The following is a 23,577-nucleotide window of genomic DNA, read 5'->3' as shown; positions in this document are numbered from 1 at the left end:
AAAAGCAGACGGCTTTATAAAATCGGATGGCGCGCATTCTCATCACCTCCGGCCCCACGCGGCAGCACCTCGACCCGGTGCGCTATTTGACGAACGCTTCCAGCGGGCGCATGGGGCAATCGCTGGCTCAGGCGGCGCTTGATTTCGGCCACAGTGTAGTCATCATTTCCGGCCCGGTGGAAATTGCATATCCGCCGAAGTGCGAAGTGATACCCGTCGTTTCCACAGAAGAAATGCTCGCTACCTGCCAGCGTGTGTTCCCCGAGTGCGATGGGCTGATTGGCGTGGCCGCTCCGTCGGACTATCGGCCTGTGAGAGTGGAGGAGCAGAAAATCAAAAAAACCGGCGAGTCCTTGGTGCTGCATTTGGTGGAAACGCCCGATATTGTCGCCACGCTGGCGGCCGCCAAACGGCCGGAGCAATGGCTGGTGGGCTTCGCGCTGGAAATGGAAGATCAGCGCTTCCGCGCCGTCACCAAAATGCAAAAAAAGAGCTGCGACTTGATGGTGCTTAACGGTCCGCAAGCGATTAGTGCGCTGGAAAATTCGGTGGAAGTTCTCGATCGCTCCGGCGAGGTGGTGGCCACCATTTCCGGCGCGAAAGAAACCGTGGCCCGCGAACTCTTCGGACTGATCCAGCAGCGGTTGATACGTTAGGAGCTGATTAACCACGGAGGCACGGAGAAGCACAGAGCAAGCACTGCCTTCCCCTTGGCGTTCTGGCGGACACGGATATACTGTGAAGTCCGCAAGTGGCGCGAACCGGCGAGCGCCGGCATGCGTCGTGGTTGAAAGCAACTTTCTCAGTTTTCTGCCTTCGAGCTTCGAATTTTATTCAACATGGTTCGCGTCGCGATTCTTGGCGCAACGGGCTACACAGCCTTGGAGCTGATCAAGCTGCTGCTGCGCCATCCAGACGCGGAAATCACCACCCTGACTAGCCGGCAGGAAGGGAGCCCGCATATTGGGGCTGTGCATCCGTCGCTGTGGGGCCGGCTGGATTTGAAGCTGGAAGAATTGGCGCCCGCGGCCGTGACCGCGCGGGCCGATTGCGTGTTCAGTTGCCTGCCGCACGGCGTCACGGCCTCGCTTGTGCCGCAGTTGCTGGACAGCAAGGTCAAAATTATCGACTTCAGCGCCGATTACCGCCTGGATGATAACGCCACCTTCGAGCAATGGTACGGCGAAAAACATCCCGATGCCGGCCGGCTGGGCAAAGTCGTGTACGGCCTGCCTGAATTGTTCCGCGAGCAAATTGTGAAATCGCAATTAGTGGCCAATCCGGGGTGTTATCCGACTTCGGCCATTCTGCCTCTCGCGCCGCTGGTAAAGGCCGGATTGATTGAGCCGACGGACATCATCGTCGACAGCAAAAGCGGCATCTCCGGGGCCGGGCGCATCCCCAAGCTCACTACGCATTTTCCCGAGTGCAACGAAAGCGTGTCGGCTTACAACGTGGGTCGGCACAGGCACACGCCGGAAATTGAACAAATCGTGCGGCGCGGCTGCGGGAAGGAAATTCAGATTATTTTTACACCGCATCTCATTCCCATGGACCGTGGCATTCTCACGACCACGTATTCCAAGCCGGTAGGCAACGTCACGGAGCCGCAATTGCTGGCGGCGCTACGCGAATTTTACGCCGACGAGCCGTTTGTCCGCGTGGTCGATCATTTGCCCGGCACGAAAGACACCACCGACACCAACTTTTGCGACCTTACTGTGCGGATGGTGCGGGGCAGGGTACTCACCATTAGCTGCTTGGATAACATGATCAAAGGTGCATCGGGCGCTGCGGTGCAAAACTTCAATTTGTTGTTCGGCTTTCCCGAAACGACGGCGCTGTTGTGATCGTGTGAATTCGCCGGCGATCATTGCAATTCCAGCGCGACCAACGGTCGCAACTTTATAGAATACGGCGTTATAAAACATGACATTTGTCATTCCACAAGGATTTAGTGCCGCCGGCGTGTATTCGGGCATCAAGCGCAATCCGATGCGGCAAGATGTGGCGCTGGTGGTGTCGAACCGGCCGGCTGCCGCCGCAGGAGTCTATACGAAAAACCTGGTGTATGCGGCGCCGGTGGCTTTCGATCGGCAACTGACGCCCGGCGAGGGTTTTCGCGCCGTGGTCATCAATTCGGGCAACGCCAACGCCTGCACCGGCGAACGGGGCCTGCACGATGCCGCCGAAATGGCACGGTTGGCTGCCGCAGTTTGCGGCGCGGAGCCGAGGCAAGCTTTGGTGCTGTCGACGGGAATCATCGGCGAGTTCATGCCGATGGAAAAAATTGCCGCAGGCATTCAAGCCTGCGCCAAGGAATTGGCTTCCGACGAAGCCGGATTCATTGCCGCCGCACGGGGTATGATGACGACCGATACCGTTCATAAATTGTACGGCCTGGGCACAACGGTCGGCACACGGACCGTGCATCTGGCCGGCATGTGCAAGGGAGCGGCAATGATCGCTCCCAACATGGGCACCATGCTGGGATTAATTCTGACCGATGCCCCCATCGCCGCCGCCGATTTGCAGCGCATGCTGACCCAAGTGGTCGACGATACCTTCAATTGCATTAGCGTTGATGGCCACATGAGCACCAACGACACGGTGCTGCTGCTTGCCAACGGCGCGGCCGGCGGCGAAAAATTGGCCGCAGACGAATTGCAGCAATTTCAGTCGGCCTTGCACGAAGTGTGTGGGCAATTGGCCAAGTCGATTCCCGCCGATGGCGAAGGCGCCACGCATTTAATTTGCATCGATGTCAAAGGCTGCGCCACCGTGGCCGCCGCACGGCAAATTGCCAAATCGGTGGCCGACAGTCCGCTGGTGAAAACGGCCATTCACGGGGCCGATCCGAATTGGGGTCGCATTGTCTCGGCAGCTGGTTATGCCGGGGCGCCGTTCAATCCGGCCGGAGTGAATCTCGAGGTAAACGGGGTCGCCCTGTATCGCCAGGGCGCGCCAGTGGAATTCAACGCCGATGAAGTTTCGGCCAGCATCAAATCGCACCGCGAAACGAACGTGGTGTTATCGTTTGCCGAAGGTAGTGCCGCTGCCCGATTTTGGACCGCCGACTTAACCGCTGAATACGTGCGGCTGAATGCAGATTATCACACGTGAGCGGTTAACAACTAACGATTGGCAATTAGCCGGCAGACACTACTTGTTTCCCGAGAATCGCTAATTGCGAGCCGGCAGTCACTTCAAACACCAAACCGCTATTTCTGCGGTTGGCCGCAACTGCTAAACTTCCCCGGCTGTGTAAACTCTCGCTCTTAAAGTTATCGCGATCAATTGCTCGATTACCGGCACATTGCTGAAAGCCAATCGCTATTCCACGCTGCCCAAGGAGGGAAACCGTGACTCAATCTTCTTCCAGTGGTCGGAAGCTTTCGATCGCGGTGATTGCCCGAGATGCACAAGCCACGTTGGCGGCAACCCTGGAAAGTGTGCGGTCCGTTGCCGATGAAATTGTGGTCGTCGATACCGGCTCCGCCGATGGCACATGGGAAATTGCCCAGCGCGGCGCTTCCCGCGTGATCGATTATCCATGGGCCGACGATTTTTCCGCCGCCCGCAATTTTGCCCTGGGGCAACTTACCGGCGATTGGGTATTGTGGCTCGATGCCAGCGAACAACTGGAAGCGGCAGCAGCGCAGGCCATTCGCCAGCAAATCGACAGCCAGCCGGCGGCAGCGAATGCGTATTTGCTGCAAATCAAAATGCCGGCCAGCAACTGGCAAACCGATGGTGAGCAAGCGGGACGCATTCGCTTGTGGCCGCTCAAAGCCGGGCTGAAATTTACCGGCCGAGTGCGCGAGCAACTTACTCCCGCGCCGGCCGAAGCGGGCTTATCGCCACAAATTACCCGCTGGCGAATTTTGCGGTCTGCGCGCGATCTGCAACCGCAAATTAAAACCGCCAAGGCCCAGCGCGATATTCGCCTGGCCGAAATGGAAATTCAAGAGCGCGGAGAGCGCTTGCCGCTCTTGCTCGCGCTAGGGGAAAGTTGGGCCACGCTGGGCGAGCCGGTGAAAGCCGCCGACTGGTTTCGCCGGGCGATCGCTCAATCTCAGGGCCCCACGACCGAGCATTTGGAAGCGTATTATGGACTGCTCACCACGTTCGATAGCCGCCCCAACTCCCGGGAAGAGCAAGTGGCCGCGTGCTTGGAGGCGTTGAAGGCGTTTCCACTAGATGCCCAATTGCTGTGCGCGATGGGCAGTTACATGCAATCGCAGGGTCGGCTGGATTTGGCATGCCGATCGTATCAAGTGGCGGTGGAGCATGGGCAAATCAATCAAGCGGCGTGGCATTTGGCGAACCTGGAGGATGTGGCCATCATTTGCTACAGCCTAACGCTCGAATTGCAGGGGCGCACGGAAGAATCGTGCCGAGTGTTGGCAAGCGGACTGCAAGCGCGCGGAAGCTCCAAACAGCTGCGGCAACAATTGATCGAGTTACACGTCAAGCACAATCGGCGTCAGGAAGCGCTGGCCGAGGCCGATCGGCTGCCGGAACAAGGGATACTACGCGATGCCTTGCGCAATGCTATTCGCGGCGCTTGCCTGGCCGCGCAGCAACAATGGGCCCCCGCCGTGCCTTATTTGCGGCGCGCCTACGAAGCTGGTTGCCGCCATCCCATTTGCTTGCGCTGGCTGGCTTCCGCATTGATTTCCACGGGCGATTTGTCGGGAGCGGAGCCGGTGCTGCAAATCTGGCAGGGGGTGGAGCCCGGTCATCCGGAACCGCATCGGTTGTTGGAACTAATTGCTGCTCAAACCGCGGGCGGCAAAACCAGGGACAAGACCGACGACGCCCCACCAAAGGAATCTACGCCGCAAGCCAAATGGCGAATAATCAACTCTTCGGCCAGGCCGCACCCCACCAAGCCGGCGTCGGCCGCCAGTGGAACGCCGCACTCCGATCAGGAGCTGTTCACACGCTAGGCGTTTTGCCCATCCTATGCCCCGCTTGACAAACGTTTCGGCCACCGATAGGAAAGCTGGATCGGGCAAAGGGTAAGCCACTTGGCTGCGAGCACAAATGACGTAATCGGCAGCCAAAATATTTCTTCTGGAGAACTTGCTATGCGGGCGGCGGGTACTGTGTGGTGGTCGGACGCACCGGTTTGGCGACAAATCGGCTTCGGCAATCGCGATTTGGAAGAGTCGCGCTGGTTTCTCTCGGGCTTCGAGCAATCTCCACGCGCCGAGGAAGACGAAGAAAAACCAGGCGAGGAAAAAAAAGATGAAGACTCTGAAGACGAAGACGGCGGCGACGACGAGGATTTAGAAGATGATGGCTTGCTCGATGACGGCCCGTTGGTGGAGGAAGAAGAATGGGACGAGGACGATTTCGACGACGACTTTGACGACGACTTTGAATCCGACCTCGACGAGGAGGACGACCTCGAAGATGAGGACGATGAGATCGATGAAAAGAATGGCGACGCTAAGGATGATAAGGATTTTGACGGCAAATAATGCCCCAGCCGCGTATAACGGGCAAGCGGGCCAAAGCCGATGGGCGGATCGGCCGATAGTTGGCAACAGGGAATGTGCACCAGATCGAGCCTGCAAAAACCCGTCAACCAACTGCTTTTCCCGCGACGATGAGCCCCAGCGAACCAAGTTCCGCACAACCCAATTCCGCGTCCGCTTTTCCTTCGGCGTCGGCCGCGTGGTTTGGAAACTTAGACCAGGCTGACTTCGACGCCGCATTTTACGAGCGCATTCTCGAGCGCCAACCCAACAACATTCGCGTGCTGAAATTGTTGGGGGAATTGCATGCTCGCCAGGGCCGGCACGATCGGGCGATAGCCATTGATCGGCAATTAGCAAAGTTGCTCCCCGAGGATTGCCTGGTGCACTACAATCTGGCTTGCAGCCTGGCGGTACAAGGCGAGCCGCAAACCGCCATTGAGGCCCTGGCCAGCGCCTTGGAGTTAGGGTACAACGACTTCAGTCATTTGGAAGTCGATCCTGATTTGAAATCGCTCTGTCCGCTGCCCGAATTTCACTCGCTACTGCGGAATTACGGCATCGACGGTTAGCGATCCATTCGCGCGTCGCCAGCATCATTGTCTTACCGCTCGCTCCGCTGGCGCGTCGCGGCTAAACACTCCGGCAACACTTTTTCTGTCACCCATCGGCCATGCTCGAGTTGTACAACCAAATACAAGAATCGATTGCCGCCATTCGCAAAAAATGGTCCGGCAAACCGCACGCGGGAATTATCTTGGGTACCGGGCTGGGCGCTTTGGCTCGCGAAATTGAAGCCGAAGCCACCATTCCGTACGGCGACATCCCCCATTTCGCACAATCGACGGCCACAAGCCATGCCGGGGTGCTGGTCTGCGGCCGGCTGGCAGGCGTGCCGGTGGTGGCCATGGAAGGGCGCGTGCATTCGTACGAGGCCTATCCGCACCAAAAAATTACATTCCCCGTGCGGGTAATGAAATTTTTGGGAGCCGATTTGCTCATCGTCTCCAACGCCTGCGGCGGCATGAACCCGGCATATCGCATTGGCGACGTGATGGTGATCGACGATCACATTAACCTGATGGGAGGCAACCCGCTAATCGGCATTAACGACGATCGGCTCGGTCCGCGCTTCCCCGATATGAGCCGCGCTTACACGCCGGAGCTGATTGATCGGGCGCTCGAAGTGGCGCGGCGCGAAAATTTTGTGGCCCATCGCGGGGTGTTTGTCGCCGTGAGCGGTCCGAATTTGGAAACCCGGGCTGAATATCGGTTCTTGCGAACCATTGGGGCCGATTGCGTGGGCATGTCTACCGTGCCGGAGTGCACCGTGGCCGTGCACAGCGGCATGCGCGTGTTGGGTCTTTCGGCCATTACCGACATGTGCTTTCCCGACACGTTGAAGCCGGTTGACATCAAAGAAATTTTGCACGCTGCTTCCATTGCCGAGCCCAAGCTGCGAAAAATTGTGCTGGGCGTGTTGGAAAAAGAACCGCGCGCCATTTAGCGGCGGCGAATTCGCCACAGGGCGATGAGCCCGCCCAAGGCCACCAGGGCCAGCTCCGCTGCTGCCGGTTCCGGCACGACGGAAAGGGAGCCGGATCCTGAGCTGGGAATTTGTCCCGTCAGCAATTGCATGAGTGCGGTCAGGTCGGCCATGGTAACCGCGCCGTCGCGGTTAACATCGGCAATATCGAGCCAATCGTCGCCGCTGAGCGAATTGGCCGATTCAAATCCGGAAATGTTTTTCAAGGCGTTGAGCATGGCCTGCACGTCGGCATTGGTCAGCTTGCCATCTAAATTGAAATCGCCCGCAATGTGAAAAGTGCTATTCAATTTGAGGCCGAGCACGCCGTTAGGTTCGTCAAAGGTAATCCAATCGAAAGCGCCGGGAGCAAAACCACCCAGTGTTGGGTCAAAGCCATCGCCTCCCAGATTTACGCTTCCCGCCAAAAAATTTATGCCCAAGTCGCCATCCAACGTAATGGATTGGTTTCCTTTCGTCGCAGTAATGTTTTGCACCAGCACGGGCGGTCCCAAAATATCTTGTTGTCCGCTGGCTGTGCGTGTGCCTGAAAAGATGATGTTTCGCGGATCGTTGGGATTGTTAGGATTTGCTTCTATCGTGGGAATGATGAGAGAATCGAGATAAAAACCCGCGATGGTAATCGTGGCGCCAATGCCGGTGACCGACTCTTGAAATTGATTTGCCAGCGGCGTGCCGGGAGCCGTTGGATTGCTCGGATCGTACAATTCCAAACTCGCGTTGTCCGTTCCCTCCGTTCCGGCTTTGTAGCGAACGTGAAGCTGGGCGGCCAAGTTATCCGAAATGAACGAGGCGCCGGCGCCCGTGTCGAACAAAAAGCTGCCCGTGGTGGTAAGCGTATCGAGCTTACTGGGATTGGCGGTATCAGGCACTTTGAAGCTAATCTTTATCCCTGGCGTATGGTCGGTTCCCGGCGCCGCCAGCGGGTTGGGACCAATGAACGGATTGTGCGTCAAATTGGGTCCCGGCGCGCCGGTGGGTGTTAGGGTGGTAAAGCCGCTGAAATCGGCATAGCTCAGTTTCACGTGCAGGTTCGTGGTAGGAATGCCCGGATCGCTTGCCAGAGAATTTGCGTCCTGGCGAAAAGGCGTTCCTGGATTATAGATGTAAGTACGCAGCGACAAATTATTAATGAAATTTGCGAATGCAGTAGGATCGGTAATCAGGCTGCTCAAATCAGCCCCATTGGCGGCCAAGTAAGATACTTCGCTATTGCTGGAGCGCGCGTCGACGACCATCACCTTGCCCGTCAAGGCCGGCATGCCCACGACGTCAACCGCGGTCTCTGACGCCAAGATGGAATCGAGCAGCGGATCGCCGGTAAGCGATTGGCTGCCGTCATCGCTGGGGCCGATTTCAATTTGCGCGTTAAGTTGCTGCGGATAGTATTGAGCGTAAGTGGCGTCTGCGGCGTTGGCCAAAAGATCATTGGTCGTTGGCGTGTACGGAGCAAACTGCATCACAATGGGTTTGGAAACGGTGAAGTTTGCCGTTCCGCCCACGCCAATATCGGCGAACTTTACGGTTTGGCCATTGAAGGTTGAATTCGGAATCCCATGGCCGGTGCTGTCAGTATATCCGGTCGCAGTTGAAGTGCTAAGCAGCGATCCGCTGCTGCCAGTATCGAGATACGCGGTAATGTTGATCGATGGCGCGGTGATAGGATTAAAGTTGTCGTCGTAGCCCACGACTGTTTGCGCGGTCAGCGGGTCGCCCGGCCCATTCGCCCCGATGTTCCGCACCAGCATGTTGATTTGCGGTTGATCAACGGCTGCACTCTGGGCCAGACCGACCAAATCAACCGCCAGGGCTTGATGCGGACGCTCCACGGAGGTTGCCGCGCAGAGCATCGCCGCGAAAGTCACTATCCGGTGCAATTGGGGCCGGTTTTGAAAAGGGCGACGGAATTGATTCCGTCGCTGCGGCCCTATCCCACGATCAAAAACCATCCACCTCTCCCACTGCAATTGTCCCTGCTCAACCAGTTATAGTCGAAACCGCCGCTTTTTGCCAGCGCGGCAAGCCATCTGCATAGAATGCTCCCGTAGTCGTCCACAGGCGCGATTGGTAAACTGCTTTCCGCGTCTGTGTGTCTCCGCGGTTCCAATACACGCCCATGTTTCAACCGGTCGAATCGAACGTCAACTTTCCGAAGCTGGAGGAGGAAATTCTCCGCTTTTGGCGCGCGGCGAAAATTTACGAAAAGTCGCTGGCCCGCCGCGCCGATCAGCAGCGATTCGTGTTTTACGAAGGTCCCCCCACGGCCAACGGAATGCCGCACCCCGGGCACTGCCTGACTCGCGCCATCAAAGACCTGTTCCCGCGCTACCGCACCATGCGCGGCTACCTGTGCGAACGCAAAGCCGGCTGGGACACGCACGGCCTGCCCGTCGAAGTGGAAGTGTGCAAAGAGCTGGGCATCCACTCCAAAGAAGAGATTGAAAACTACGGCATAGAACCGTTCATCCAAAAGTGCCAGCAAAGCGTGTGGCGCTACATGCAAGAGTGGGAACGGCTGACGGAACGGATCGGTTTTTGGGTCGATTTGAAGCAGGCCTACGTTACGTACCACCAAAGTTACGTGGAAAGCGTCTGGTGGAGCCTGAAGCAACTATTCGACCGCGGCCTCTTGTACCAGGGCTACAAAATCGTCTGGTGGTGGGCCCAAGGCGGAACGTCGCTATCGGCGGGCGAAGTGGGATTGGGTTACCGCGAAGTGGCCGACCCCAGCGTGTATGTGAAGTTCCCGCTGGTTTCCGACGAGCGTACCAAAGAATTGGGCCTGGACGGGGCGAGCTTGCTCGTTTGGACCACCACACCGTGGACACTGCCGAGCAATCAGTTTGCGGCCGTGCATCCGGATTTGGAATACGCGGTAGTTGTTGACGACGAAGCTGCCGCAACTTCCCCTCCCGTTACGGATCAAACAGTCGCCGTTTCCGCGCCCCATAGATTGATTATCGCCAGTGCACTGGTGGAAACGATCGCCGCTAAAGTAAAGCGGGAGTTAAAGGTTGAGAAAACAATTCGCGGCAAGAAGTTGATCGGTTTGCGGTATGGGCCGCCATTCAACGAGTACTATGAGGATACCCCGTCAACTGCTCCAAACCAGCAGAGGCAAACTTGGGGCAATCGGAAGGGCAGGTTGAAGACTGGCGGCGAAGATTTCCTTGCATGGAGAATTCTCCCGGGTGATTTTGTAACGACTGATAGCGGAACAGGAGTCGTTCACATAGCCCCTGCGTTCGGTGAGGACGATTTCAAGACACTTTGGAGCGATGCGCTTCGTTTTCAAGATGGTGTTGCATTAGAACCACTTTGCCCGGTTAAAGCAGATGGCAAATTCAATTCAGACGGCCCCGAATACTGCCGTGGTCGCTGGGTCAAAGATTGCGACAAGGACATCATCCACGATCTCAAAAATCGTGGGCTGTTGTTTCATCGCGAAGAATATCGCCACGAATATCCATTCTGCTGGCGGGCCGAGGAAGATCCGCTCATTCAATATCCGCGCCGCAGTTGGTTCATCAAAACCAGCGAATCCAAGCAGAAAATGCTGGACAACAACCAGCACATCAACTGGTTGCCGGAGCACATCAAACACGGCCGCTTCGGGAATTTTCTGGAAACCAACGTCGATTGGGCCCTCAGCCGCGAACGCTTCTGGGGCACCCCGCTGCCGATTTGGGTGTGCGAGAAAACCGGCAAAATGGAAGCCATTGCTAATTATGAGGAGCTTTTGAAAAAGCCCGGCATCCAGGGGACAGAAGTTTGGGATGCCGCCAAAAAAGCCAATCCGAAGTTGGCCGACGATCTGAAAGTTCACAAACCGTACATCGACGCCGTCACCTACGATTCGCCGTTTGAAAAAGGCGCGCGAATGCGGCGTGTCACCGAAGTCATCGACTGCTGGTACGACAGCGGCGCCATGCCGTTTGCCCAATGGGGATATCAGGGAGAAGAGCAGGCGGCCGGCAGCACGCAGCAGGCGGTGGATACCTCTGCCAGCCGCCCGCTGCCTGCTGCCCGCTTCCACGAACAATTCCCCGCCGATTTCATCAGCGAAGCGCTCGACCAAACCCGCGGCTGGTTTTACAGCCAGTTGGCCATTAGCACACTGGTGTTCGACCAGCCGATTCCACGGCCATTCCGCAATTGCATCGTCCTGGGCCTGATGCTCGGGGAAGACGGGCAGAAAATGTCCAAAAGCAAGCGGAACTATCGCGAACCCGGCGAAATTTTCGACAAGTACGGGGCCGATGCCCTGCGGTGGTACTTTTTCGCCACGCAGCCGCCGTGGACCACCATCCGCTACAGCGAACGGGCCATTCGCGACAGCATTCCGGAGTTTTTGCTGCGGCTGTGGCACACGTACGGCTTTTTTGTGATCTATGCCAACATCGATGGCTTTGATCCGCTGGTGGAAGTCGCTGGCAGCCGGCAGCAGACGGCAGACAGTAATCCGCCAGCCGCCAGCGGCCTGACGCCCGCCGATTTAGCAACCGCGAAGAGCTACCGATCGATTAAAGATCGTTCCGAACTGGATCGCTGGATTCTAAGCGAGCTGAATCGCACTGCCGCCGCCGTGGTGGAACGCATGGATGCGTACGACAATTACACCGCCGCGCAGCAGATTATAGAATTCGTCGACGCGCTTTCCAATTGGTACGTGCGCCGCAGCCGCGATCGCTTTTGGGCTGAGGATAAGCGCGACCCGGATAAAATCGACGCTTATTGGACGTTATACGAGTGCTTGCTGACGACGGCGAAAATCATCGCCCCCTTTGTGCCATTTTTAGCCGAGGCAATGTGGCGGAACTTAGCCGGCGGCGGGCAGCAAGCAGCAGGCAATCCGCCAGCCGCCAGCCGGCAGCCGCTGGCTGCGCTCGAAAGCGTCCACCTGTGCGATTTTCCCACCGGCGATGCAGCCGCCATCGACGAGGCGCTGTCGGCCCAAATGAACCTGGTGCGCGAAATTGCTTCGCTGGGCTTGTCGGCCCGTATGGGCGCCAAGCTGAAAGTGCGGCAGCCGCTGGCCAAGGTGGAAGTGATTTTGGTCAACCCCGGGCAGCAAGCGTGGCTCGATCACCACAAGGAAGTGATCTGCAAGGAGTTGAACGTCAAGCAGGTGGAGTTTACGCAGAAGGCCGATCAATACATCACGTATACCGTACTCCCCGATTTGAAACGGCTTGGCCCACGCTTGGGAAAGAAATTGCCGCTGGTTAAGCAAGCGCTAGCGAAGGCCGATGGCGGCAAGCTATTGGCCGAAATGGAAGCGGCTGGCAAAGTTGCGCTGCAACTAGACGATGGCAGCAGCGAAGCTCTGGACCGGGAAGATTTGCAAGTTCGCCTGCAAGCCAAGCCCGGCTGGGCCGCGGCTCAGGGCAAACATTGCGTGGTGGTGTTGGCGACGGAAATTTCTCCGGAGTTGGTCATCGAAGGCGTGGCCCGCGAAATTGTGCACGCCATTCAAACTTGCCGCAAAGACAAAGGCTGTGAATACACCGACCGCATCGAAGTGGGCGTAGTAAGCAAATCTGCCGAAATTGACCAGGCGCTGAAACAATTTGGCGATTACATTCGCGGCGAAACGTTGGCTGTGACTTTGAAACAGGTGCCGATCGAAGGGGTCGATCCAATGGAAATGAAACTCGGCGACGAATCGCTGCAACTATACGTGCAAATCACGCCAAAGAAGAATTAGCCGCAAATGAACGCGAATTAACGCAAATGATTTCATGAAATTCGCAGTTCTGCTACAGTTTGACCATTTTGAATCGTGCTGAGAGGGGCGGATTGGGTTCTTCCTTGGATTCGCGTTCATTTGCGTTTATTCGCGGCTAATTCTATGTCCTATTCGCTTGGCCAAGCCGTTTCGCCGTTACGCTTGGCGGTGTTGATTTCCGGCGGCGGCACCACGCTGCGAAATTTGATTGAAAAAATCGCCCGGCCCGACGGGAACGGACAGTACTTAGATGCGAAAATTGAGCTGGTGATTTCCAGTTCATCGAAAGCCGCCGGGCTGGAAATTGCACAGGCCGCGGGAATTCCTGCGCGGGTGGTGCGGCCCGGCGAATTCTCATCGCCGGAAGCGTTCAGCGAAGCGGTTTTTGGCCCGGGCCGGCAGGCGGGTGTGCATCTTGTCGCCATGGGCGGATTTCTCAAGCACGTGCCCATTCCCGACGATTTTCAAAACCGCGTGACGAATATCCATCCGGCACTGATTCCGAATTTTTGCGGCGCGGGAATGTACGGCCATCGGGTGCATGAGGCGGTGCTGCAATCCGGCACAAGAATCAGCGGCTGTACCGTGCATTTGGTCGACAACCATTACGATCACGGACCAGTGATTTTGCAGCGCACAGTTCCGGTGCTGGAAGACGACACGCCCGAAACACTGGCCCAGCGAGTGTTTGCCGCAGAATGCCTGGCGTACCCAGAAGCGCTCCGGCTAATTGCCAAGGGACGGGTGTGCGTGGAAAATGGGCAGGTCGTTGTCCAGTAGCTGTCCAGTAGCGATAACCCGCAAGCGGTTTAGGATTGAACCGGTCGATAACCCAGTGTCTGATAAAACTGCACGGCGTCTTCCCAAGCGGCGTGCGTCTCCAGGAAAATCTCTCGATGCCCGGCATTCCAGGCCGCCGCTTCCAAATGCATCATCAGCAGTTTTCCAATGCCGCGGCGTCGCCAACGGGGATGCACCACAAGCCAATGGACAGCCGGCCGGGCAGCCTGGCTTTGATCTGGCGTGCCGCGCAGGGATAAAGTGACCGCCCCGATCAACTGCCGCTGGTTTGGCGTGCTGTCAGTTCCCGGGACAGAATGGCCCAATGTTTCCGCCAGCCACATGTGCTGCGGACTCCACCACCAGCAGTTGACGAACTCGGCGAAGAAATCGGGCGGGCTCCATTGCCGCACTCCAATCCGCTGCCGGGCAAATGCCTGATGACGAAGTTCAAGCCACGGTGCAATGTCGGCGTCGCTCTGATAAGTGCGGATCGTAATCCCGTCGATGGATGCAATTTCAGGTTGGCAGTCTAATCGCCGCGAAAGCTGGAGCACACTGGGCATGGGCATATCTTCGCACGGTCGCCGCTTAAGGCGAAGCGTGCCGGCAAAGCATTGAAATGCAATTGGTTTCACTAGAATTCTGTTGCAGGTCTTGTGTTATAAAGCCTTACATATCAGTGGCTTGCGAATTATTCTGTCATTTATTTCGATTGAACTATCTCAAGTGTGTGAAACATATCTATCATTTACACGCGAAATGATGATTGCTTTCTATCGCACCGATTGCCATAATCGCATCATTGGTGACTATTCGCGGGGGGATCATGGTCATGGTGGTGGTCGATGAGAGGCGCAATCGATTGCTGGAGCTAATTCGCCAGCGAGGCTTTGCTTCACTGTCGGAATTGGTCGAAGAGCTAGGCGTTTCTGAATCGACCATCCGGCGCGATCTCGACTTCCTGGAAGAAGGGGGCTCGGCGAAGCGCACCCACGGCGGGGTTTTTTACACCGGCAGCTCGCCCCAGTTGCCGCACTTTGAAGAACGTCAGCCAGCTCAATGGGAATTGAAAAAAGCCATTGCTCGCCGGACGGCCGAATTGATCGAGCCGGGCGATACGTTGCTGTTGGACGGCGGCACCACGACGTACGAAGTGGCCCGGCTGCTGATCGGCAAAGCGCTGCAAGTGGTGACCAACTCGTTGCCCGTGGCGAATTTACTGGCTTCGCACACGGCGACCGATTTAGTGCTGATCGGCGGATATGTTTATCCGCGCAGCGGCGTCACGCTGGGGCCCTACGCCAACGATCAACTGGCACAACTGAATGTGCGGAAAACGGTGCTCAGCGTGGCGGGAGTAAACGAACGCGGATTTTACAACAGCAATTTGCTGCTCGTGGAAACGGAGCGGGCCATGATGCACGCGGCCGATCGTGTGATTGTGGTGGCCGACAGCACCAAATTCGGCCGGCAAAGCTTGGCGCATTTGTGCCCGCTCAATGCCGTGCAAACGTTAGTCGTGGACGAGCAACTGCCGCCGGAGTGGCAGGAAAGAATTGTTGCGGCCGGCGTGCAACTGCTGTTGGCGGCCCCAGAACAAATTTCGGAACATAAAACGGCGAGCTGATTTCAGATCTCACCCTATCATGCCCACTACCTCGATGAAACCGAGCTCGATGCGAAGCCGAGTCATCGACCGCGCCACCGTGGAGCGCATTGTGCGCGAAATCGTGCTGGCCCATGCGCCGCCAGATTCGTCGAAGCTAATGGTCAGCATTTCCGCGCGGCATTGCCATCTGACCGACGAGCACGTGGAAATTTTATTCGGCAAAGGCCGCAAGCTGACGCCGGAAAAGCCGCTGTATCAGGACGGATTTTACGCCGCCGCCGAAACGGTGATGGTGGTCGGGCCCAGCAAGCGGCGCATGTTGCCGGCGGTGCGCGTGTTGGGGCCGTGCCGCGGGCATTCGCAGGTGGAGTTGGCGTTTACCGACGGCATTTCGCTGGGCATTGATTTGCCGGTCCGCCCCAGTGGAAAAATCGGCGGCACCCCGGGCTGCGTGCTGGTTGGTCCAGCCGGCGTGGTGGAGTTGAAAGAAGGCGTGATTCGTGCGGAGCGGCATGTGCACATGAATGTTCAGCACGCCAAGCATTACGGCGTAAAAAACGGCGAGCGCATGAAGCTGCGAGTTGAATCAACTTGCAGCCTGGTGCTGGAAGATTTGCTCGTACGGGCCGACGAAACCAGCAAGTTGGAAGTGCATATCGACACGGATGAAGGCAACGCGGCAGATTTGGATCACGCGACGAAAGTTGAACTATTCAAGTAAGTTTCCTGTTTCCTTTTTTTGGGAGTACGTGCTATGGCAAAAACAATGGAAGCGCTGGGCATGATTGAGACCAAGGGCTTTGTGGCCTTGATCGAAGCCAGCGACGCAATGATGAAAGCCGCCAACGTGGCCTTTCTGGGCTGGGACAAAGTTGGCAGTGGTTTGGTCACAGTCTTTGTCACCGGCGATGTGGCCGCGGTGAAAGCCGCCACCGATGCCGGCGCCGCCGCCGCAGGGCGCATTGGCGAAGTGGTCAGCGTGCAAGTGATTCCCCGCCCGCATGACGATATTGACGTGGTGCTGCCGTCGAACAAGCGCGTGGCTGCCAAGGGAGCTGATTGAGGGATGAGAGAAGGAGAATGAGGGGCGAGGGTCGAGAGACGAGTTTTCAGTTCGTAAATCAGACACTTCTTTATCGAGGTATTTTCCATGCAAAGTGCAATCGGGTTAGTCGAAACCAAAGGGTTGGTGGCGCTGGTCGAAGCCACCGATGCCATGGCCAAAGCGGCCAATGTGCAAATTGTGAAGCGGGTTTCCATTGGCGGCGGCCTGGTAACCACCGTGGTTTCCGGCGACGTGGGGAGCGTGCGGGCGGCGGTTGAAGCCGGCTCGGCGGCGGCCCAGCACGTGGGCGATTTGGTCAGCAGCCACGTGATTCCCCGCCCGGCGGAAGGACTGACGGCCGCCTATTTGTCCTGAGCTGTAACATCTGAATGATGGGATGCAGTGCATGAAAATTCTGGTCGCCAATTTAGGTTCCACCAGCTTCAAGTATCGGCTGTTCGACATGATCGATCAGCGGCAACTTGCGCGCGGCGGTGTGGAACGCATCGGCTCGCAGGAAAGCAAGTGCTTTGTGCAAATGGGCAGCCAGCGGCGCGAACAGACGGCCCACGTGCCCGATCACGCCGCGGCGGTGCAATTGTGCTTGAGGCAATTGGCCGATCCTGATACCGGCTGTTTGCAAGATGCCCGCGAAGTGGCAGCCATCGGCTTCAAAGCCGTGCATGGAGGAAAGTTTAGCGGCGTGCAGCGGGTAACGGCCGAAGTGCTGGCCGCCATGGAAGCGATGAACGCCGTGGCCCCGGCGCACAACCCGCCCTACATTGCAGCCATGCGGCAGATGAGCGAAAAGTTGCCGGGCATTCCGTTGGTGGCGGCGTTTGAAACGGGCTTTCACGCCACGATTCCTCCTCGGCTGCGTGCTTATGCCGCGCCCTACGAATGGGCCGAAAAGCATCACGTGTGCCGCTGGGGATTTCACGGCGCTAGTCACCGTTACATTGCCCAGCGAATGCGGGAGCTAACCGGCCGCAGCGATATGCGGATTATCTCCTGCCATTTAGGAGGCTCAAGTTCGCTGTGTGCCATTTCCAGCGGAAAAAGCGTAGCGGTCAGCATGGGCATGAGCCCGCAATCGGGATTGCCGCAAACCAACCGCGTGGGAGATTTCGATCCCTTCGCACTGCCGGTTGTGATGCGGGCGACGGGAAAATCGCTGGAAAAGGTTCTGGACGACCTGGCAGAGCACAGCGGACTATTGGGGCTCAGCGGAACCAGCGGCGACGTGCGCGATTTGGAAGAAGCGGCTTCGCACGGCAACGGGCGTGCTCAGTTGGCGCTGGACGTATTCATTAGCAGCGTGCGGCATTATTTGGGGGCCTATTTGGTGGAACTGGGAGGAGCCGATGCCATCGTGTTCACCGGCGGCATTGGCGAGAACAGCGCCACGATTCGAGCAGCCGTGTGTGCGGGTTTAGAAGAGTTGGGCATTGTGCTCGATCCGGCCCAAAATGCGGTCGCCAGCGGCGAAGCGACGATTCATGCCGATGCCAGCCGTGTGCAATTGTGGGTAGCGCCTACGAACGAAGAAATTGTGGTCGCGCGGCAAGCCAAGGCTTTGTTGGAAGGAAAAGCATAACCCACGGCCCATCCCAGCGTTCAAAACAACTAACATTTCGACACTCGTACCCAGGCAACTTCCATGTTTCTCGCAAAAGTAACGGGCGCGGTTGTGGCCACGCAAAAAACTGAGGCCATGGTCGGGCATAAATTACTTGTGGTGGAGCCGTATCGACTCGAAAGCGATAAACGGCGGTCGCTGGTGAGCACGGGCCGCACATTTGTAGCCGTCGACACCGTCGGGGCCGGCGAAGGAGAATTCGTGCTCATTACGCAGGGCTCCAGTGCGCGGCTTACGCCCGAAACAAAAAACTTGCCGGTCGATGCGGTCATTATCGGGATTGTTGACACCGTGCATGTTGATCAAGCGTGCGTCTTCAGCAGAGAAGCGGTTAGCAATTAGCGATTAGCCAGAAGCCGGAATGAGAAGACTTTCCACAATCCAGACAGTAACTGACAACTGACCACTGACAACCGTTCACTCACAAATCCCATGCAAGCAACCGAAGAATTGATCCGCTCTGTCGTGAAGCAAGTGCTGGCCGAAATTAAGCCGCAGGCCGGAAGCAAGGCCGGCCGCGCAGTAGATGCCAGCCAGTTGCGCGCTGGCAACGGGCGCAGTTTTTCCGGCCGGCACGGCGTGTTCACCTGCGTCGACGAAGCCGTGGCGGCGGCAGACGAAGCGTTCGAGCAACTTAGCGCACATGGCCTGGAAGTGCGCAAACGAATTATCGACCACATCCGCCGCATTTCCATCGATCAGTGCGTGGAACTGGGCACCATGGAAATGGAGGAAACCAAAGTCGGCCGGTTGGAGCACAAAATCGAAAAACTGAAAACTCTGGGCGAGCGCACGCCCGGCGTGGAGTTTTTGCAAAGCCAGGTGTTCAGCGGAGATCATGGCCTGGCCGTCATCGAGCACGCGCCGTTTGGCGTCATCGGCTGCATTACGCCGGTCACGCATTCGCTGCCGACGATTACCGGCAATGCGGTGAACATGATTGCCGGCGGCAACACGCTGGTCGTGAATCCGCACCCCAGCGGCAAGCGCGTGGCCGCCGAAGGAGTGCGGCGGTTCAATCAAGCGATTTACAAGGATTTAGGCATCGACAATTTGATCTGCGTTGTGGCCGAGCCAACGCTGGAGTCGGCCGAGGCCTTATTTCAGCACCGCGGCGTGAAATTGATTTGCGTTACCGGCGGGCCGGCAGTGGCCCGGGCAGCCATGCGCAGTGCGAAGAGGGCCATTGTCGCCGGGCCAGGAAATCCGCCGGTCGTGGTTGACGAAACCGCTGATTTAGATCGGGCGGCCCGGCACATTATTCGCGGCGCAGCTTACGACAATAATCTGCTGTGCATAGCCGAGAAGGAAGTGTTCGTCGTCGACGAGGTATTCGACGAAATGATGAACGCCATGGAACAGGCTGGCGCCGCGCGGTTGAACGCGAAAGAAGTTGATGCACTGACGAAAGTGGCCATTATCTCCGTCGGAGAAGGGGAGCACAAACACGACGTGCCCGCCAAGGAATTTTTGGGCCAGGATGCAGCGGTTTTGGCCCGTGGCATTGGCAAGCAGGTATCGCCGCAAGTCGAATTACTGTTCGGCGAAACGGACGAACACAACCCGTTTGTGCCGGTGGAGCAAATGGTGCCGTTTTTGCCATTCGTCCGTTGCCGGAACGTAGACGAAGCCATTGAGAAGGCTAAGTTTTACGAGCACGGCTTCCGGCACACCGCCATGATTCACTCGAATAACGTGCGCAACATGACCAAGATGGGCCGCGCGCTCGATACCACGCTGTTCGTGAAAAACGGTCCCTGCATGGCCGCGCTGGGTTTGGGAGGCGAAGGTTATTTGTCGTTCTCCATCGCTACGCCCACCGGCGAAGGTGTGACCACGCCGCTAACGTTCACGCGGGAACGGCGCTGTTCATTGATCGATGATCTGCGAATTATCGGAAAACCATAAATCAGAAACGATAAAGCGGCGACCGTTAGTCACGCAAACAAATGAACGTAAACGCACATTGAGGAATTCATGCAACTCGGTCTGGTCGTCGGCACCGCCACTGCAACGGTCAAGCATTCTACGCTGCAAGGCTGGAAGCTGCTGATTGTGCAGCCGCTATTGGCCGATGGCCTACAACCGGACGGTGATCCGCAATTGATCGTCGATCGCTTGGGAGCCGGCACTGGACAACGGGTCATTATGAACAGCGAAGGCCGCGCGATTCGGGAAATGATGAAAACTGAAAAAGCCCCTGTCCGCTGGAGCGTGATGGGCATTGTGGATGAGTAAGAGGCAAGACGACGAATGAGAAGCGACGGGTAAGCGATGAGGAGCGAACGTTGAGACAACCAGCGATTGGCCCCGGCCGCCAGGCCGGGTTGGGTACGACTTAAACGAACTTTCAAGCAACCACCATGCCGCACTCGGAAGACCAAGTCGAACGGATTGTGCACGCTGTGATCCAGCGGCTAGGCGGCGCTGGCACTGCAATCTCGTCAAGCGGCGAGTTGACATTGACCGAGAAGGTCATCAGCGCCGAGAGCTTGGCCAATCGATTGAATGGGGTGCAGCGTGTCATCGTATCGGCCCGAGCGGTCGTCACGCCGGCGGCCCGCGACAGTTTGAAAGAAAAAAACATCACGCTGGTGCGGTCGCTCCAAGCGGCAGCCGCCAAACCCAGCCAATTGATTGTGGCCAGCAGCGTTAGCAAAAAAGGAGCGGCGTTTGATTGTGCCGATGTACTCGGTCAGCTGCGGCAGCGCGGTATGGAAGTGGAAGAACTTCCCGCCGTAGGCGTCGCACAGGCTGCGGCAAACATCGCCGCTGCAGTCGAGAGCGGCAAAAAATTGGGCGTGCTGTTGACCGATCAGGCGGCTGCGGCCTTGTGCATTGCCAATCGGCAGCGCGGCGTGCGCGCAGCCATGGTTACTAATCGCGGAGAACTGAACGACCTGGTGCAAAACCTCGGCGTAAACTTGTTGGTGATCGACGCCCTGCGGCGGAGCAAATCGGAAATACAACGCCTTGTCGAAGCGTTTGCCGCTTCACCGGCACAGGCCTGCCCCGCCCAGTGGAAACAATGGCTCGACTGAATTTGGAGAAATAAACCATGCGAATCGGCAAAACCATTGGCCGGATCACGCTAGTCCGCAGCCATCCGCTGTTGACCGGCGGTTCGTATCGGCTGGCCGTGCCGCAATCGCTGGCCAATTTAAAAGGCACTTCGCCAATGGCGGCGGAAGAAATCGTCGTGTATGACGAACTGGGCGCCGCCGACGGCATGCTGATCGCCGTCACCGAAGGCCCGGAAGCCGCGCAACCATTTCATCCAGAAACAAAACCCATCGATGCTTACAACGCCGCTATTTTAGATCATGTAGAAGTTAATCGTTAACCCATAAATTGCGAACATGAACACCCATCAACTCAAACTCGAAATTTGTGAAATCGGCCACCGCATTTACAACAAGGGCTTCGCAGCCGGCAACGACGGCAACATCAGTTATCGCCTGTCGGAAAATGAAGTGCTTTGCACACCCACGCTCATTTCCAAAGGGAATATGAAGCCGGAAGATTTGTGCATTGTCGACATGCAAGGCAAGCAGCTTTCGGGCAAGCGGAAGCGCAGCAGCGAAATTCTGCTCCACCTGACGATTTTGCGCGAACGGCCCGACATGAAAAGCGTGGTTCATTGTCATCCGCCGCACGCCACCGCCTTTGCCGTGGCCCGGGAGCCGATTCCTCAATGCGTGCTGCCCGAAATCGAAGTCTTCCTGGGCGACGTGCCCATCACGCAGTACAAAACGCCCGGCAGTCAGGAATTTGCCGACACCGTTTTGCCGTATGTGAAACACGCCAACGTGATGATTCTGGCCAATCACGGCACCGTTAGTTGCGGCGAAACCGTGGAACGGGCCTATTGGTGGACCGAAATTTTGGATGCTTATTGTCGAATTTTGATGATGGCCCGCGATTTGGGCCGCATCAATTACTTCACCAAAGAGGAAACGCAGGAGCTGCTGAATTTGAAACAGAAATGGGGCTTCAAAGATGCGCGACTGAATCCGGAAATGCAAAACTGCGACATTTGCGCTAACGACGTGTTCCGACAAAGCTGGAATGCCACGGGCGTTCAGCGGCGGGCGTTTGAGGCGCCGCCGGAAATGAAGCCACTGGCAAAATCGGCAGCACCAGCCGTGAACGAGGCCGGCAGCACCGATCAAGAAGCGCTGGTGAAGTTGATCACCGACCGGGTGCTGGCGGCGCTGGCAAAATCATAAAGCCGCGACCGGTGGTCGCGCTGAATTACATTCGATTTCAATACACACTAGGCGCGACCAACGGCCGCGGCTTGCTATGAAGGTTTCCATCATTGGCGGCGGCGGGCTGGTTGGCTCTTGCACGGCGTTTGCATTGCAAACCGGGCGCGTGGTGCGGGAAATTGCCTTGATCGACGCTAATGCGGAACTGGCTGGCGGGCAGGCGCTTGATTTGCTGCACGGCTCGGCTTTCGTGGCCGACCAAGTCATTACTTCTGGCGGTTACGAACACATTCCATCGAGCGATGTCATTTGCATCACAGCCGGGCTGCGACGCAAGCCGGACGAAAGCCGGCTCGATTTAATCAACCGCAACGTCGATTTGTTTCTGGGCATTTTGGGTGAAGTTGCCAAAGCCGGATACAAAAAAGATGCGGTCGTGGTTGTCGTTTCCAACCCGGTCGATGTGCTCACGTATTTGGCCATCAAACGGCTGGAACTGCCAGCGCCGCAAGTGATTGGGTTGGGGACACAACTTGATACGCTGCGCTTCCGCAGTTTGATTGCGGAAAAGTTGGGCGCGCCGCCAACGCAGATTTCGGTGCTCATCCTGGGCGAACACGGCGACAGCATGGTGCCGATTTGGAGCAGTGCCACCATAGCCGGCCTGCCGCTGGAGCGCTTTCCCGGCTGGTCGAACCACGTGCAGAATGAATTGTTCACCCGCACCAAAGGCTCCGGCGCGGAAGTCATCAAGAAAAAGGGGGGCGCTGGCTTTGCCGTGGGGCTGGCGATTCAAGAAGTAATCGAAGCCGTGGCGCTGGATCGCCGGGCGATTCTGCCCGTTTCTTCTCTACAACGCGGCTGTTACGATTTGCGCGACGTGGCCATTAGCGTGCCGACCGTCGTTGGTCGCGGCGGTGCAGTTGCCACGCACGAAATCGAACTGTGGCCCAAGGAACTACAAGCCCTTCGCCGCAGCGGCCAGGTGCTGCGCGAAACCATCGACACGGTCATGGCCCGCGTTGGCAAAGAACTGTGCTCCTGCAAATCCGGCGACTCAAAAAAGCCGTGCGGATGTAAGCATTGATTTGTACAAGTCGTGTCGCTGTTCGCCTCCAAACAATCCTCCAGAGGATTGGAGTTCATCCCGAAGGGATTTCAGCCATTAGCCTGTGGTTGAGCGAAGCGATACCACCGGGGCAAGATCGCGCAGCGCACCACCGGTTGTTGATATAATTGCGGCCCGCATCCCGCAGGGATGCCAGCGATCAAACCATTGAGGGCTGTCATGGGTTCCACCTTTCTCGCCTTGCATTATCATTTGGTTTTCGCCACCAAGCAGCGCCAACCGTTCATCGATGGCCAATGGCAATCCCGCCTACACGAGTATTTAGAGCGCTCTTCATCTAGCTCTAGCGCCATGCCGGCAAATTAGTTAAGCTACGCAGCAACTTGAACAAGGAGGTTGCTGTGGCACCGTATTCGAGGGAGTTTCGTCGAGACGTACTTGCCGCCTGTGATACGGGTGAA

Annotated in this window: 24 protein-coding genes; 21 read left to right on the top strand and 3 right to left on the bottom strand. The window is 57.2% G+C overall.

The window, feature by feature from the left end:
• Positions 1 to 26 precede the first annotated feature (26 nt).
• From VFE46_17955 to VFE46_17925, 7 genes are all read left to right on the top strand, one after another.
• Positions 27 to 656 (top strand): phosphopantothenoylcysteine decarboxylase, encoded by a 630-nt coding sequence (locus VFE46_17955; protein ID HZZ29886.1) that lies wholly within the window; start codon positions 27 to 29, stop codon positions 654 to 656.
• 171 nt (positions 657 to 827) lie between these two features.
• Positions 828 to 1,850 (top strand): N-acetyl-gamma-glutamyl-phosphate reductase, encoded by a 1,023-nt coding sequence (gene argC, locus VFE46_17950; protein ID HZZ29885.1) that lies wholly within the window; start codon positions 828 to 830, stop codon positions 1,848 to 1,850.
• Positions 1,851 to 1,929: 79 nt separating this feature from the next.
• Entirely contained in the window at positions 1,930 to 3,123 is a 1,194-nt protein-coding gene (gene argJ / locus VFE46_17945; protein HZZ29884.1) for a bifunctional glutamate N-acetyltransferase/amino-acid acetyltransferase ArgJ, read from the top strand.
• A 239-nt stretch (positions 3,124 to 3,362) separates the two neighbouring features.
• Positions 3,363 to 4,952: a glycosyltransferase gene (locus tag VFE46_17940; GenBank protein ID HZZ29883.1), complete on the top strand. Its 1,590-nt coding sequence runs from the start codon at positions 3,363 to 3,365 to the stop codon at positions 4,950 to 4,952.
• 81 nt (positions 4,953 to 5,033) lie between these two features.
• Entirely contained in the window at positions 5,034 to 5,489 is a 456-nt protein-coding gene (locus VFE46_17935; GenBank protein HZZ29882.1) for a hypothetical protein, read from the top strand.
• 128 nt (positions 5,490 to 5,617) lie between these two features.
• Positions 5,618 to 6,058, top strand: coding sequence for a tetratricopeptide repeat protein (locus VFE46_17930; protein HZZ29881.1), 441 nt, complete (start codon positions 5,618 to 5,620; stop codon positions 6,056 to 6,058).
• Between the two features lie 101 nt (positions 6,059 to 6,159).
• Entirely contained in the window at positions 6,160 to 6,993 is an 834-nt protein-coding gene (locus VFE46_17925) for a purine-nucleoside phosphorylase (GenBank protein ID HZZ29880.1), read from the top strand.
• Here the strand turns inward: VFE46_17925 and VFE46_17920 are convergent.
• The gene (locus VFE46_17920) at positions 6,990 to 8,861 is read right to left on the bottom strand and encodes a dockerin type I repeat-containing protein (protein HZZ29879.1); all 1,872 of its coding nucleotides are present in this window, start codon (positions 8,859 to 8,861) and stop codon (positions 6,990 to 6,992) included. The genes VFE46_17925 and VFE46_17920 overlap by 4 nt on opposite strands.
• Positions 8,862 to 9,148: 287 nt before the next feature.
• Here VFE46_17920 and ileS point away from each other — a divergent pair, with 287 nt between their 5' ends.
• On the top strand, positions 9,149 to 12,739 hold the full coding sequence (ileS, locus tag VFE46_17915) for an isoleucine--tRNA ligase (protein HZZ29878.1): 3,591 nt from the start codon (positions 9,149 to 9,151) through the stop codon (positions 12,737 to 12,739).
• A gap of 144 nt (positions 12,740 to 12,883) precedes the next feature.
• Positions 12,884 to 13,540 (top strand): phosphoribosylglycinamide formyltransferase, encoded by a 657-nt coding sequence (gene purN / locus VFE46_17910; GenBank protein HZZ29877.1) that lies wholly within the window; start codon positions 12,884 to 12,886, stop codon positions 13,538 to 13,540.
• A gap of 29 nt (positions 13,541 to 13,569) precedes the next feature.
• Here purN and VFE46_17905 read toward each other — a convergent pair whose 3' ends face one another.
• Positions 13,570 to 14,106, bottom strand: a complete 537-nt coding sequence (locus tag VFE46_17905; GenBank protein HZZ29876.1) for a GNAT family N-acetyltransferase — start codon at positions 14,104 to 14,106, stop codon at positions 13,570 to 13,572.
• 242 nt (positions 14,107 to 14,348) lie between these two features.
• Between VFE46_17905 and VFE46_17900 the strand changes: the two genes are divergently transcribed.
• The 12 genes from VFE46_17900 (at position 14,349) to VFE46_17845 (ending at position 23,134) form a co-directional block, all read left to right on the top strand.
• Complete coding sequence (locus tag VFE46_17900; GenBank protein HZZ29875.1) at positions 14,349 to 15,170, top strand: DeoR/GlpR family DNA-binding transcription regulator; 822 nt, start codon at positions 14,349 to 14,351, stop codon at positions 15,168 to 15,170.
• A gap of 19 nt (positions 15,171 to 15,189) precedes the next feature.
• Entirely contained in the window at positions 15,190 to 15,873 is a 684-nt protein-coding gene (locus tag VFE46_17895) for a phosphate propanoyltransferase (protein ID HZZ29874.1), read from the top strand.
• 33 nt (positions 15,874 to 15,906) lie between these two features.
• Positions 15,907 to 16,215: a BMC domain-containing protein gene (locus VFE46_17890; GenBank protein ID HZZ29873.1), complete on the top strand. Its 309-nt coding sequence runs from the start codon at positions 15,907 to 15,909 to the stop codon at positions 16,213 to 16,215.
• Between the two features lie 87 nt (positions 16,216 to 16,302).
• Positions 16,303 to 16,572 carry a BMC domain-containing protein gene (locus tag VFE46_17885; GenBank protein HZZ29872.1) on the top strand — a complete coding sequence of 90 codons (270 nt, stop codon included), beginning with the start codon at positions 16,303 to 16,305 and terminating at the stop codon, positions 16,570 to 16,572.
• 31 nt (positions 16,573 to 16,603) lie between these two features.
• Positions 16,604 to 17,794 (top strand): acetate/propionate family kinase, encoded by a 1,191-nt coding sequence (locus tag VFE46_17880; GenBank protein HZZ29871.1) that lies wholly within the window; start codon positions 16,604 to 16,606, stop codon positions 17,792 to 17,794.
• Between the two features lie 63 nt (positions 17,795 to 17,857).
• Positions 17,858 to 18,178, top strand: a complete 321-nt coding sequence (locus VFE46_17875) for a EutN/CcmL family microcompartment protein (GenBank protein HZZ29870.1) — start codon at positions 17,858 to 17,860, stop codon at positions 18,176 to 18,178.
• A 90-nt stretch (positions 18,179 to 18,268) separates the two neighbouring features.
• On the top strand, positions 18,269 to 19,744 hold the full coding sequence (locus VFE46_17870) for an aldehyde dehydrogenase family protein (protein ID HZZ29869.1): 1,476 nt from the start codon (positions 18,269 to 18,271) through the stop codon (positions 19,742 to 19,744).
• A 69-nt stretch (positions 19,745 to 19,813) separates the two neighbouring features.
• A complete protein-coding gene (locus VFE46_17865; GenBank protein ID HZZ29868.1) occupies positions 19,814 to 20,074 on the top strand; it encodes a EutN/CcmL family microcompartment protein in 261 nt (86 codons plus the stop codon).
• A gap of 125 nt (positions 20,075 to 20,199) precedes the next feature.
• Positions 20,200 to 20,877, top strand: coding sequence for an RpiB/LacA/LacB family sugar-phosphate isomerase (locus tag VFE46_17860; GenBank protein ID HZZ29867.1), 678 nt, complete (start codon positions 20,200 to 20,202; stop codon positions 20,875 to 20,877).
• 17 nt (positions 20,878 to 20,894) lie between these two features.
• On the top strand, positions 20,895 to 21,179 hold the full coding sequence (locus VFE46_17855; GenBank protein ID HZZ29866.1) for a EutN/CcmL family microcompartment protein: 285 nt from the start codon (positions 20,895 to 20,897) through the stop codon (positions 21,177 to 21,179).
• Between the two features lie 16 nt (positions 21,180 to 21,195).
• Entirely contained in the window at positions 21,196 to 22,065 is an 870-nt protein-coding gene (locus VFE46_17850) for a class II aldolase/adducin family protein (protein HZZ29865.1), read from the top strand.
• Between the two features lie 76 nt (positions 22,066 to 22,141).
• Positions 22,142 to 23,134: a lactate/malate dehydrogenase family protein gene (locus tag VFE46_17845; protein HZZ29864.1), complete on the top strand. Its 993-nt coding sequence runs from the start codon at positions 22,142 to 22,144 to the stop codon at positions 23,132 to 23,134.
• 78 nt (positions 23,135 to 23,212) lie between these two features.
• On the opposite strand, the gene VFE46_17840 is transcribed toward VFE46_17845, so the two are convergent.
• Entirely contained in the window at positions 23,213 to 23,413 is a 201-nt protein-coding gene (locus VFE46_17840) for a hypothetical protein (GenBank protein HZZ29863.1), read from the bottom strand.
• Positions 23,414 to 23,577 lie beyond the last annotated feature (164 nt).

The sequence above is a fragment of the Pirellulales bacterium genome (genome assembly GCA_035656635.1).
In the GTDB taxonomy this organism is placed as follows: domain Bacteria; phylum Planctomycetota; class Planctomycetia; order Pirellulales; family JADZDJ01; genus DATJYL01.
This window is presented reverse-complemented; position numbering and strand designations above follow the sequence as displayed.